The sequence below is a fragment of the Nostoc sp. genome, assembly GCF_036919815.1.
Lineage (GTDB): Bacteria > Cyanobacteriota > Cyanobacteriia > Cyanobacteriales > Nostocaceae > Nostoc.
Genome location: NZ_JBALCE010000055.1, coordinates 1 through 11,724, shown reverse-complemented (window position 1 = coordinate 11,724; position 11,724 = coordinate 1). Strand labels below are relative to the sequence as shown.

General features: G+C 40.9%; 13 protein-coding genes and 1 pseudogene. 7 read left to right on the top strand and 7 right to left on the bottom strand.

Going from position 1 to position 11,724, the window contains the following annotated elements:
- Positions 1-314: 314 nt before the first annotated feature.
- Positions 315-683, top strand: coding sequence for an IS200/IS605 family transposase (tnpA, locus tag V7K15_RS13710; RefSeq protein WP_334906047.1), 369 nt, complete (start codon positions 315-317; stop codon positions 681-683).
- Positions 667-1,827, top strand: a pseudogene (gene tnpB / locus V7K15_RS13705) (IS200/IS605 family element RNA-guided endonuclease TnpB). Before tnpA ends, tnpB begins: the two are co-directional and overlap by 17 nt.
- 396 nt (positions 1,828-2,223) lie before the next feature.
- Here tnpB and V7K15_RS13700 read toward each other — a convergent pair.
- Complete coding sequence (locus V7K15_RS13700) at positions 2,224-3,672, bottom strand: dienelactone hydrolase family protein (protein WP_334906046.1); 1,449 nt, start codon at positions 3,670-3,672, stop codon at positions 2,224-2,226.
- Between the two features lie 349 nt (positions 3,673-4,021).
- Between V7K15_RS13700 and V7K15_RS13695 the strand changes: the two genes are divergently transcribed.
- Together V7K15_RS13695 and V7K15_RS13690 are read left to right on the top strand one after the other, a co-directional pair.
- Positions 4,022-4,726 (top strand): SDR family oxidoreductase, encoded by a 705-nt coding sequence (locus tag V7K15_RS13695; protein ID WP_334906045.1) that lies wholly within the window; start codon positions 4,022-4,024, stop codon positions 4,724-4,726.
- 69 nt (positions 4,727-4,795) lie between these two features.
- Positions 4,796-4,939, top strand: coding sequence for a hypothetical protein (locus tag V7K15_RS13690; protein ID WP_334906044.1), 144 nt, complete (start codon positions 4,796-4,798; stop codon positions 4,937-4,939).
- 77 nt (positions 4,940-5,016) lie between these two features.
- Here V7K15_RS13690 and V7K15_RS13685 read toward each other — a convergent pair whose 3' ends face one another.
- The 5 genes from V7K15_RS13685 to V7K15_RS13665 form a co-directional block, all read right to left on the bottom strand.
- Positions 5,017-5,928, bottom strand: a complete 912-nt coding sequence (locus tag V7K15_RS13685) for an AIM24 family protein (RefSeq protein ID WP_334906043.1) — start codon at positions 5,926-5,928, stop codon at positions 5,017-5,019.
- Between the two features lie 1,254 nt (positions 5,929-7,182).
- Positions 7,183-7,476, bottom strand: coding sequence for a hypothetical protein (locus tag V7K15_RS13680; RefSeq protein ID WP_334906042.1), 294 nt, complete (start codon positions 7,474-7,476; stop codon positions 7,183-7,185).
- Positions 7,477-7,753: 277 nt separating this feature from the next.
- Positions 7,754-8,065 carry a BRO-N domain-containing protein gene (locus V7K15_RS13675; RefSeq protein ID WP_334906041.1) on the bottom strand — a complete coding sequence of 104 codons (312 nt, stop codon included), beginning with the start codon at positions 8,063-8,065 and terminating at the stop codon, positions 7,754-7,756.
- Between the two features lie 644 nt (positions 8,066-8,709).
- Positions 8,710-9,240, bottom strand: coding sequence for a hypothetical protein (locus tag V7K15_RS13670; protein WP_334906040.1), 531 nt, complete (start codon positions 9,238-9,240; stop codon positions 8,710-8,712).
- A 230-nt stretch (positions 9,241-9,470) separates the two neighbouring features.
- Entirely contained in the window at positions 9,471-9,629 is a 159-nt protein-coding gene (locus V7K15_RS13665; RefSeq protein WP_334906039.1) for a hypothetical protein, read from the bottom strand.
- 65 nt (positions 9,630-9,694) lie between these two features.
- Between V7K15_RS13665 and V7K15_RS13660 the strand changes: the two genes are divergently transcribed.
- The 3 genes from V7K15_RS13660 to V7K15_RS13650 are packed head-to-tail and all read left to right on the top strand — an operon-like array spanning position 9,695 to position 11,195.
- Positions 9,695-10,249 carry a GNAT family N-acetyltransferase gene (locus V7K15_RS13660; protein ID WP_334906038.1) on the top strand — a complete coding sequence of 185 codons (555 nt, stop codon included), beginning with the start codon at positions 9,695-9,697 and terminating at the stop codon, positions 10,247-10,249.
- 17 nt (positions 10,250-10,266) lie between these two features.
- Entirely contained in the window at positions 10,267-10,803 is a 537-nt protein-coding gene (locus tag V7K15_RS13655; protein ID WP_334906037.1) for a hypothetical protein, read from the top strand.
- A 17-nt stretch (positions 10,804-10,820) separates the two neighbouring features.
- A complete protein-coding gene (locus V7K15_RS13650) occupies positions 10,821-11,195 on the top strand; it encodes a hypothetical protein (RefSeq protein ID WP_334906036.1) in 375 nt (124 codons plus the stop codon).
- 13 nt (positions 11,196-11,208) lie between these two features.
- On the opposite strand, the gene V7K15_RS13645 is transcribed toward V7K15_RS13650, so the two are convergent.
- Positions 11,209-11,475, bottom strand: coding sequence for a hypothetical protein (locus V7K15_RS13645; protein WP_334906035.1), 267 nt, complete (start codon positions 11,473-11,475; stop codon positions 11,209-11,211).
- Positions 11,476-11,724 lie beyond the last annotated feature (249 nt).

Below are 11,724 nucleotides of genomic sequence, written 5' to 3'. Positions count from 1 at the left end.
TCATATTGTTTGAGTTCTCAACTACGTCCCTCAATTGAAAAGCTAGATTAGAAAAAGTGGAATTTTCTAATACATTTGTTGTCTAAAATTTTATTGAAGCCAAGTAGAGCCTTTCACTACAGCAAACAATTGCATAAATCCATTCTTGCCCTTCTTACTGAATATAGCAATCCTATTTGATTTCTGCAAGCCGCACACTCGTGACTTCCAGTCATGAGTTAGGCGCTCCGTATTTCTATATTTTACTTCAGATGGTCATGCACATGGTATGATTAGGTATGGAAGTAAAAAACGGTAGAGGTTATGTTTAGGCGATTGAATATCATATAGTATGGTGTATCAAGTATAGACACAAGGTATTAAAGGATGAAATAGCCGAGTTTCTGAAAGAGATTCTAATCGAGACTGCAATTTTCTACAAATTTAAAGTAGAAAGTCTGGAAGTAGTAGAGGATCATGTTCATGTTTTAGTTTCGGCAACCCCTCAACACACTATTCCGAATATAGTCAAAATGCTTAAGGGGATATCAGCTAGAAAACTTTTTCTCAAGTTCCCGCAACTTAAGAAAAAGTTATGGGGAGGGCATCTCTGGAACCCAAGTTATTTTGTTTCAACAGTTAGCGAAAATACAGAAGCACAAGTCAAAAAGTATATCGAAAACCAAAATGCAGAAAGCGTTTAAAGTTACACTTATTCCTAACCACAACCAACAAGTCTTAATTAACAAGACAATTGGTTGTGCTAGGTTTGTGTACAACCGTTTTCTAGGGTTGAGACAAGAGTTATATACGACTGAGCAGAAAACCTTAAACTACAATGCTTGTAGTCAACAGTTAACTCTACTCAAAAAGGAGATTGAATGGTTGAAGGAGGTAGATAAATTTGCTCTGCAAAACTCACTTAAGAATTTAGAGATAGCATACAAAAACTTTTTTACTGACCTAAAGAAGTCCAAGAGTAAGAAGGGTGTCGGCTTTCCTAAGTTCAAAAAGAAGTATGGTTGCAAGCAGTCCTACAAAACCAACCTTACCAACGGCAATATCCAAGTAATAGAAAATCGGTTAAAGCTTCCGAAATGTGGGTGGATAAAGTTTCACAAGTCACAAGATATTGCCGGGATGCTTGTCAACGTTACGATAACCCGAACTTCCTCTGGTAAATATATTGCTAGTATTTTGTGTGAAACTGAGATAAAGAAACATCCTCAAGTCATCAAGAATACTGGACTAGACTTAGGAATCAAATCTTATCTTGTCACTAGCGATGGTGAAGTTGTAGACAATCCGAAATATTATAGAACTCATAAAAGGAAATTACGTAAGGCAAATAAAAAACTATCCTGAAGTGTAAAAGGTAGTAACAATCGAGTCAAAGCGAAAAACAAGCTGGCTCGTGTGTGCGTTCGCATTACCAATTTAAGAAATGACTTTTTGCATAAACTCTCTACTCGTTTAATTAAAGAAAACAGCATTATCTGTATCGAAGATTTACGAGTTGCTAACATGGTTAAAAACCATAAACTAGCTCTGAGTATTTCAGACGCTAGTTGGTCTAAATTTACGATTATGCTTGAATACAAAGCTTCATGGCATGACCGAATTGTGCAGAAAGTTGGCACGTTCTACCCATCATCTCAGACTTGTAACTCTTGTGGTTTTGTAAACCCTCTAGTCAAAGATTTGAAGTTGCGTGAATGGACTTGTCCTAGTTGTAGTAGTCACAACTTAAGAGACAAAAACGCCGCGTTAAATATTTTGAGTGAAGGATTGAGACTGATGAGCCAGTGCGCTCAAGAGGGGTTTCCCCAAGTGGAGCATCTGGCGTAGCCGCCGTGGGTATCCCGGAGGCTCTAAACGCCTGTGGAGAACTTGTAAGTCCTGAAGGAATTCAGGCGGAGATCGTTGAAGCAGGAATCACGCGACTTCAAGTCGTGTGAGGTTCAATTGTAAACATCGAAAGGCTGAGATTCCCCACATCTTGGTACTTGTACCCTTCTCTACGAGAGGCTGCGCCAACGGGAAGCAAGCTACAACTGTGCGGTGGGGCATCCCGTGCAGTCTAAATAAAGCGAGAGTTTTTGTCCGACGGGATACCGGGAGTCGCACAGAAGCCTACACTGTATGCTTCCATACAGTGTAGGAGTATGTCACTTAAGCCAAAATCAGGGGCAAAGAAACCCGGTTTTTGGAACCTCTTAAGTAAGTGCGATCGCACTTGCTTTATTACAAGTTATTTTGAAACAGTTCTAGAACATGTTTCCAAGCATTAGGAGCAGCTTCAGGATTGTAACTTGGGTTCTGGGTTATAAATGGGTACTGGTCTTTAAAAAATCCGTGGAAGAATCCGTGTCCAGCGTCGTATCGGAATACACGATGATTTATGTTATGTTTCTTTAATTCTGCCTCAATTTGCTTGTTTTCCTGTTGCAAAATTAAGGCATCTCTTGTACCAAAAAACGCATAGATAATACCTTTAATTTCCGAGGTGCGATTAATGGTTGGAGTGTCTTCACCATAACTAGCAGTGGTAATTCCACCACCGTAAAACGAAGCTGTTGCTTTGATATCGGGTAACGTTGCAGCGATGTAAGCAACATGACCGCCAAAACAGAAACCAATAGCGCCGATTTCTTGTGTGGGAGTTTGGACTATCGGCTGGCGGAATGTCAGTTCATAGTATCGGGAAGACGAGTTGATGTCTAAGATGTTGAAAGGATGTTCGATAACACGGCTCTTGACAGCCCCATAGTTAAAAGAGAGTGTACCGTTTTGAGGATTAAGAGGTAATGTGTAACTTGCGTTAACAAAGTTGCTCCCATCAGTGTTGCTGTAGCCGACGCTCAGATCATCTCCCAGTCCCAGTAAGTTGGCTTCGTTCAATTGCAATCTCCGTTGAAAACTGCCAACACTAGGCGACCGCCCGTTATCTAAAGTTATTTGAGCGCTGAACGTTTTTGCTTCTTTGATAAACACTAATAGTTTACTCTTGCCGGGTTTATCTCCTTCTGAAAGTTCCGCAGATAGATTTTGAATTAAAGGGTTACGTTGGAAAACTTGCAGCGCTTTCAAAAGGCGCTCCTGATTGAGTGGACCACTGGTAGCAGAGGCTATACGACTGCGTACATAATTGGGATTAAGTCTCTGAGTGCCTTTGATTTCGATAGTTTGTAATTGACCTTCAATTATTTGAATTTTAATAACGCCCGATTGGAATTTTTGAGGTGGAATATAAGCACCAGAAGTTATATAACCATTTTTAATGTAAAGTGCAGTAATTTGATCGCGAACTTTAAATACTTCAGATGGTGATATGGGACGATTCGTAAAATCAGCAGTGACTTTGGCTAAATCTTCCTGATTAAAGATGGTGCTACCAACAAATTCAAACCGTTTCACAATGATAGTTATTGGAATATCGCTAGGAAATTGTTCTTCAGGCGTAAGATTAGGAGTAGAAGTTGAAGGTGGAAGAAGTTGTGAAGGTGAAGGCAATTGCTGTGGCTGTGGTGTTGGCAGGGGGGCAGTCGAAGGTGGTTGGATATCTCTAGGGATAACTTGCGGGATTGTCGGGGGACGTGCTGGAACCTGTGCTTTTAATGGGTTGGAAACTATGCCGTTAAGCAATACAAATAGTCCAAAAGCGGGAATTTTTCTCAGGAAATTAGCGGTCATTAATCGGGAACGTCAATCGGGAACTTATCAAAATATAATACACTCGTCAGTCGCCATAATTCAGCATGAATCAATCATTTTTTGTGTAGTGTTAGCAAGAGTTTTGTCCAATAATAACTCAAGGCGATATTTCATTCTAAAATGTCACGTTTTATGCTTATGGGTTAATTCTCACAAAATGGGCATTGTTGAGGTGTAGGTTCGTTGTTAAATTATTGTTTTCCCCAAAAAGATCCGTAAAAACTGCCCTAAAAATAGAATGAAATAGCCCTGCCTCAATAGGAGTAGGATGTATGGCAATTAGGATGAAAAGTAGACGGGAAAGTGCCTACTGGTAGGATTGTTAAAGATGCCTTTAATAGTAGAAAATATGGCCAAGCTCATCTTGATTACTGGTGTAAGTCGAGGTCTAGGTTACGCGATGACCGAGCATTTTATTCGTCAGGGACATACAGTGGTTGGTTGCGCTCGTTCGTCAGTAGCGATCAATGAACTACGCCAAAAGTTTACTGCACCAAACGATTTTACTGTTGTAGACGTGACAAATGAGCAACAAGTAGAAAATTGGGCAAAACACTTACTGAACAAATATGAGCCACCAGATATACTGATTAACAATGCTGGGATTATTAATCACCCAGCACCTTTGTGGCAGGTTACTTCTGATGAGTTTTCCCAGTTGATGGATATCAACATTAAAGGTGTATTTAATATAATTCGCCATTTCGTTCCAGTAATGGTAAAAAACAAGCGTGGTATTATCATTAACTTCAGTTCTGGCTGGGGACGCTCTGTTTCTGCCCAAGTTGCACCATATTGTGCTTCCAAGTGGGCAATTGAAGGATTAACTCGTTCTTTAGCTCAAGAATTGCCTAGTGAGATGGCAGCTATTCCTCTTAATCCGGGAATTATTCATACTGATATGTTGGATATTAGCTTTGGGGAAGAAGCAGCTAATTACACACCCGTGTCTGAGTGGGCATCAAAAGCTGTTCCATTTATTCTCAAGTTGAAACCCACAGATAATGGTATTCCTTTGACTGTTCCTGTGTAGTTCATCTATTAGGCAGAATAACTACATCCAAAGTCAACTCCAAAGGGACTGCCGTCAAAGTTTGACCTTATGGTTCGGGCTTTAACATTGGATACAGCAGGCATGATTTTTGTTGGTGCTGGTGACCAGCTTTTTAGAAGTCAGGATCAGGGAGAAAACTGGCACTTACTAGCAGAAAACCTGCCTAAAATTCAAGCATTGGCTATAGTGTGAACCATAATAAATCAGGAGAGCGATCGCAAGCCATTGGATACTGTGGCTACTTGAGTTCAAACGAATGGCTGACAACTTCACCCTACATTAGCGCTGCCACCGACCTGACTTGCGCCCTCAGAAGCAGGCGGGTGATAAGTCATAGACTGTAACCCTAAACGACCAGGGCCAATAAAGCGGTTGAGAGTGAATGAAATGCCGCCAAGCATTACCCCAATTGCTCCGAAGATACCGCCACTAGATTGCAGGGCTGTCACTGTCTCCATCTTCACCGATGAATCTTTCCATAACCATGCTCCTGGTTCTACATCCAGCACTTCACCAGGAGCGAGGTACTTTTCAAAAACATTACCGTAACCGTGAATTAAAAGCAGTCCCCCTTCTTGCTGACCAATGAAGCGGTCAATAAATAAACCACCACTGCGACTAAAAAAGAGATTTGCCAGCCCTCGCTGGAAAAAGAAACTGTACTCAATATTACTGGTAGCTAGTAAGAACTGATGTTCGCGGACATCAACCGTCTGTCCACGCTCCAATCGGAGTACTACAATCTGTCCAGGTGCCTCGCGGGAGAAAGCGATATTTCCTGGGCCATGTGCTTCACTGATAAAAATTTGTAGCCCAGCAAAAAAACGTTTGGCAGCCCCTTTCAACCCTTTGACACCAAGGCGAACATTCGGGTGCTTCCATAGGAGAATATGATGTTCAAAGTAAATCGATTGTTGTTGCCCTAAATGAACATCTACTACAGGCACTACTTCTCCTTCGATTCTTAAGCTTAAGTCACCGGAATGAAAGGTTTCTTGGGGATTTCTCAATTCCGGGGTCGGTTCGCTACTGAAATCTGGCATAGTATTAGATGGTGAATAGTTTTTGGATAAATCACTTGGCTGACAAAAAGCAATGTCATTAATAGGATTGCCGCAGGCACTACAGAACTTGTTACCTAAAGGGTATTGATGATTGCAATCGGGGCAAAGATTTGTCATTACTGGTATGCTAATCCGGAATTATCTAATTGCCTTATTTTTAGCAGATGCAAGGGTAATTCATTGCTGTCAACTAATTTGTTCTGACAGCATTAAAACAAGTTAATCCACTTTGGCAAGAAGCGATTTGGGCAGAGGAGAAAGAGTATTTTCGGTACTCGGTACAAGCCCCGCTCTGAAATTGGGTATGAGACTTTTCGACTCTGCTCCCTATCTCAATCACTCTTATTGACCCAAGCCTTTTGAGTGAATAATACCTTCTAAGTAAAAGTGATTGCTATCTACGCACTCGTCAAAGTATTTTTACTCAAAGCTTCTGTTTTCATCTTTGCATTCACTTTGGAATACTTGCTCCCAGGCAGGAGTGCTTAATCTATGTTTTCCGAAGAAGATGTTGAAATGGAGCCATTAGAGCTAATCTCTTCTGGTTGTGAATTAAAGGGTGTTTTTCCATCCCAGGAATAATTACATATTTTAGTATGAAGTAGTATTCCAAATGTGACATTAATTACAAAAGCAAAAGAATCTACAAAGATGAAGTCTATAGCCCGATTAATCATGAGTCCCTCTTGATCTGATGAAAGCATCAAGTGATGTTTGAACCTGAATATGACTACACAAGGCATAACGCTGATTCCAGAAATCTACCGAAATAGTTGTAACTTAGCTTTGTTAGCCTAATTACATATATAAAAAGTATTGTGATAATTAGGAATTAGCTGATGCTAATGTCTAGCACTTTGGGTAATAAATTTCAATATCACTCTGATTTGATACCCCTATTGTAGAAATAATATTATATAATAACTTATGAAATAAGTCATGAATATGACCATGACTTTAGGCACAAGTTATCGGGTTAGTCAGTTTTTATGGAGTGATAAAGTCTAGACAATTCTCATCATCTCACCATAACGGGTATATGCTACAGACGAACAAATTTCCCCCGTACTTAGCCCCATGATAATTAGAGCAACCGATGCAAGTAGCTGGTGTAGAAATTTGTTCGTCAAACTCGAAATAGAAATCCTCCGAGTCGTCTGCTTGAATCAATGGGGTATTGCAATTAGGGCAATTTTCTATATTCAGCACCGTCCAAGGAAATTGATTTAGCCCATGCCATATTCAATACTTCTCGGTTAAGGGGAAAAGGGGTAAGGGTAAAGAAAAAACCTTTAACCCTTACCCTTTACCCTTTTCCCCAAACCCGATTCCGAGTTAAAAGTGCTTAACCGAGAAGTATTGATGCCATATTTATCTCCCATTCAATCCCGGAAATAACTTGCTCCAAATACTTTGAGATTTCGGGGTTGAATCTCCCCGCATAACCCCCTTTAATCCTTGCAGCTGGGCTTGAATTTCCTGAACATTAAGGTCATGAATAGCCTGGGCTAACTCAGGATTCTCTTCTATAAGTTCAGCTTCCAGCTCCAATTCTTGCTGCAATAGTTGGGCATTTCGGCGCAAAAACATCTGCTGATTATGCCGCAGGATGATTTCTGATAGGAATGGCACTAAGAAAAGCTCTAAGCTATGCTCCGTAAACATTACAGGCATTTATGCCATTAAGCAGTCAAGGAGTAGATGTGATCGCTATTTTCTGTAGGTGCTGTGAAATGTAAGCAGTAACGGTGCGGGTTGCCCAAAAAACTTTTTAGATAGGAAAAGCTTACTCGTTCATGAAATACTTTTTTGAAGACGAGCAAGCAAATATAACTACTATCACTGTGACATTACGAGTACAAATTCTCAAGCAAAAATTTAGTCGCTGACGAGTTCATCAAGAGTGGGTTTGGTATTTTGTTGTTGGGTTAGCTTGGGCATTTCATACTTGCCAGTGCGACGTAAGGACTTCATGAAAAACCCACCGTTGGAACCGTTTAGCAACTGGTTTACGAGATTTTAAAATCAAGCGGTAAAGTCCAGCCTCAGTCACAGTGAGCATTTCTTGCTCTCCACCAAGGGTACGAACATTCTTCGTACCCTTTTCATCCGGCTCTAAAGTCTCCAAAGCTTTACTTGTATCGCTCAGTTCTAAGCAAACACAGACATCAGCCGCTACCCACTCCGGCTTATATTCTGTTCCGACGAAGCGGACTTGTTGAGATTCAAACATAAAAACTGATAGGTTAGACATAAGGAAAATTTCTCCAATATTTTTCAACTAGGGATTAAGGCAAGTAAGAAAAACTTAATTCGCAGAGATGTAGCTTTGCCCCATGTTTGGTGATTGTTGAGTCCACCTTTTTGTACCCAGACTTGATAGTAGTGAACTGAAGCGCGGTTATTACTTCTGCCGTAGTAATTCTCATCTCATGACAGCGAGAGCATACCCCCACGCAATCCCAACCAGGAATTTCATAACCAGATAAAGAAGCATGAGGAAAATGCAATAAAAAGATTCCCAGAATCCGGCGCAAAAGCGAACGTCGGTAATGGAAGTGATGTACGACTGAAGCTTTTGAGTGCCAGGGATTATTGGTGCAGCGCGGTTGCAGTTTATAAACACGACGGCAAGTAATTGACCTTAGTATTCTTCTCATCAACAATAGCCACTGCCGTAATTTGACTAGTAGCAGACAAATTCAAGCCCAATCTACTGTTTCCACACCATAGCCAGCACGTTTTGATGCCTAATTTAAATCCCCCGGAGTTGCTCCTCTTCTCCCAAGGGGAGACGCTAAAAGCGATGGGGAGACCCCAAGACCGCACTCCTCTTCGTTACAAAACGTAATTGCGAATTGTTTTAATCAACACTTGGCTTGCTTGATATACTGACTTTCAATCTCTGGCATTTTGCTCTAGATACTGGCCCACTCCCGCACTCATTGCTAGTAGGTTAGGTTGTACATTTTTTCCCAAAAAATCTTCAACTACATTAGCAATTGTACTTGTGAGAAAGAATGGTACTCCTTTGATTTGTTTTGGGTCAATCACTAATTCACCACGGCTTTCAATTACTGTGGTATTGCCGTCTGACAGAAAGCGATTTTTGCCAGAACACTTGACTGCTTCTGTGAAAGCGTGAGTTTCAATACGCCATTCAACTGTAAACAGAGCCTGATTCCAGGTATTGTATTCAGTCCACCAGAGCATATCTTCACTGAGGATAACTCTTGCTGCTGCTGGAATTTCACTACCGCCATGCCAGTCATTGACAGTAGAAATATTACTGCCTACTTCACTACGGGATTTCACTTCGATGTAGCGCACGTTTTGCATATAGGGAACTAGCTCAACCAGTTTGTCCCGATAGGTAGCATAAACCAGGGAGCGAGGAAAAGGAATTTGGGTATCAGCACAGATGAGCATTAATTAATCCCATATCAAAATAGAAACACAATGAGGAATCACCAAGAGTTTAGCGCGTCAGGGAATCTCCTTCTTCGCCCCAAAATCTCCCATCTATAGCCGTAGCCACACAGGTTAGGACATTTTTAAAGCATGAAAGCTAGGAATAGTAATACTTTTACCTCCTGCCTTCTGCCTCCTGCTATACATATACTTCTTTTTCACCGTAGCATTTCAAATCCCGTGAACAGTTACTTTTTTTTATCCGATAGTGTCACTTTGTGGCACAATAAACCGGCGAAGTCTGCCGTGATATCGAAATTCTGTGCTGTGTATAGTTGTATCTGTGGCAATGCTTGTGTTAAGGAGGATTCTTTGGTTTGATCGTGATTATCCAGGACTAATGTCATTTTGTTTGCTCCTTTATACAACATGATTAGATTGATACAATTGGTTCATGGGTAATTTGGGTCTAATGCCGAACATAGTAGAACTAATTCGCGGTCAAGATAACTCGATCGTGGAAGCAGATTTAGTAGAGCTAACCCAAAAGCACGTCAACGATCATGCCAACAAGTGGAAAGAACAATTAAAATTGCACGGGCAATCAGATAAATTTTGGGATTGGGAGTTTAAACTTGAGTTTGTCATTAATAGACAAGTAAACCGTGAAGGCTATGCTATTGAATATGAAGACGAAACTCAAGGTTTGCTACTGATTGAAACCCAAATGCATGGTTCTCGCCTAGAAGAGGGGAAACGCTTGGTATATGTTGACGGGATTGCTACTGCACCTTGGAATCGGGCATATATTCAACGTCCGCCAAAATTAAAAGGTGTTGGGACTGCATTTTTGGCGTTTGCCAGGACTCGCAGTTTAGAACTAGGTTATGAGGGGAGAGTCGGTTTACATTCATTACCAGGAGCAGAAGAATTTTATGACAACCAAGGGATGATTGATGTAGGAGAAGATGAAGATTACGATGATCTAATTTACTTTGAGTATGGAGTTCGCCGTTCTTCTGTATAAGGTAGTGAAGGTAATTTATGAGTCAGCGAGAGCCTAATTATATTCAAAGCACCAAAAACCAAGAAGATGAAGTAAATCCAATGGCTTTATTATTTGATGAAGAATGGTTAAGAAAAGCTGTTGAAGCTGAGGATAAAGTTGGTGGCAACATTGGGGCTGGATTAGATTGGGGTTCAGCATTTGGCTCCAAAGTGTTCAATTTCGAACTTTGGGGACGTTTCACAACATTGCGTATTTCTCTAAATAGAGAAGTGCGGTTGCTGCTGAATAATTGGAATTTAGGCACAGCTACGAAAATTGCCGTCAAATCTTCAAGAGAAAGAATACTTGAAAAGATGAGGTTGCCTACACCAGAAGTAAGAGAATACATACTTGCTACTCTGAGCAATGATGAACTTTATGGCGAAGAATTCATTTCTAATCGAGAGATACTGCGTGAACTTCTTGGATTCTTGTTAAAACAAGAAGATTGGGAAACCATTGCAGCAGTTGCAGCAGATTCGTTAAAGAAAGAAATTATACATCAAGCTGTTGGTGAAAAAATTTCAGCATAAGTTATGTATTCAAAAAAATGAATGATTTTGTTTCTAAAGAACAAAGCTTTGTACAAAACGATGTTCCTACCCGTTTACATTATCTGGCCGCACACCTATCACAAATTGAATCCTTGTGGACTCAGCCATCATCCCAAGAATTGATGCTGCCTTTGGTAAAAGAAAGTCGGTACTTTATTGAGTGGACTGTGCCAGACATGGTAAAGGCAGATGATATTGACCGAGCCTGTGAGTTAGTTGACTTAGTTCGTCTTCTGACTCGTTGGTTATTCCATTGGGACAATATTTGGACTGATGCCGAACAAAAGCAATCTGCATCCCTTCAAACTTCATATTGGTTACAGCGAGTTTTGGAAATATCGCGCACAGAACCGGAATCACTGAGCGCCTGATCTCTATGAAGCCTTACTTCGCTTCACCAACAGCGATTGCAAGTAGCGCCGACACTCCCCCTCTAAGAGATAAATCAAAATCCGCAGCGCCTCTACTTCCTGCATTGGAGAAACACTTTCTTTCAGCGATGGCACGAATCAGATTCTGCTGTTTCTGCACATAGTCTTGATGCTGCTGCTCTAACTCGTGAATTTTGGAGTTTAACTCTTGTATCTGTCGCAATGCTCGTGTTAGGGACGATTCTTTGCTTCGAGAGCGATTATCTATAGTTAATGTCATTTTCTTGCTCCTCTAAATTTAGATGGTTGAAAGCTTGCCAGTCCGGGCATTGAGCGCTTTTGTATCCTTGAGGGTGAATAGCGCAATTGAGTGTTACACCGCCATAACTCGACCCGTGATAGTACCTGCAACCTCGGCAGGGAAAGGGAATAGGCTTAGGGTGTGTCATCAAATAGGCATCAATCTATTTTAGAATTAGTGGCTGATGGAAAATTCAGAAGAGTGAGGAGTGTTATCATGACACGTCGT

Coding starts and splice junctions, on each gene's coding strand:
- V7K15_RS13700 (WP_334906046.1), bottom strand. CDS start 3,672: ATGACCGCTAATTTCCTGAGAAAAATTCCCGCTTTTGGACTATTTGTA.
- V7K15_RS13695 (WP_334906045.1), top strand. CDS start 4,022: ATGCCTTTAATAGTAGAAAATATGGCCAAGCTCATCTTGATTACTGGT.
- V7K15_RS13690 (WP_334906044.1), top strand. CDS start 4,796: ATGGTTCGGGCTTTAACATTGGATACAGCAGGCATGATTTTTGTTGGT.
- V7K15_RS13685 (WP_334906043.1), bottom strand. CDS start 5,928: ATGACAAATCTTTGCCCCGATTGCAATCATCAATACCCTTTAGGTAAC.
- V7K15_RS13680 (WP_334906042.1), bottom strand. CDS start 7,476: ATGTTTACGGAGCATAGCTTAGAGCTTTTCTTAGTGCCATTCCTATCA.
- V7K15_RS13675 (WP_334906041.1), bottom strand. CDS start 8,065: ATGTCTAACCTATCAGTTTTTATGTTTGAATCTCAACAAGTCCGCTTC.
- V7K15_RS13670 (WP_334906040.1), bottom strand. CDS start 9,240: ATGCTCATCTGTGCTGATACCCAAATTCCTTTTCCTCGCTCCCTGGTT.
- V7K15_RS13665 (WP_334906039.1), bottom strand. CDS start 9,629: ATGACATTAGTCCTGGATAATCACGATCAAACCAAAGAATCCTCCTTA.
- V7K15_RS13660 (WP_334906038.1), top strand. CDS start 9,695: ATGCCGAACATAGTAGAACTAATTCGCGGTCAAGATAACTCGATCGTG.
- V7K15_RS13655 (WP_334906037.1), top strand. CDS start 10,267: ATGAGTCAGCGAGAGCCTAATTATATTCAAAGCACCAAAAACCAAGAA.
- V7K15_RS13650 (WP_334906036.1), top strand. CDS start 10,821: ATGAATGATTTTGTTTCTAAAGAACAAAGCTTTGTACAAAACGATGTT.
- V7K15_RS13645 (WP_334906035.1), bottom strand. CDS start 11,475: ATGACATTAACTATAGATAATCGCTCTCGAAGCAAAGAATCGTCCCTA.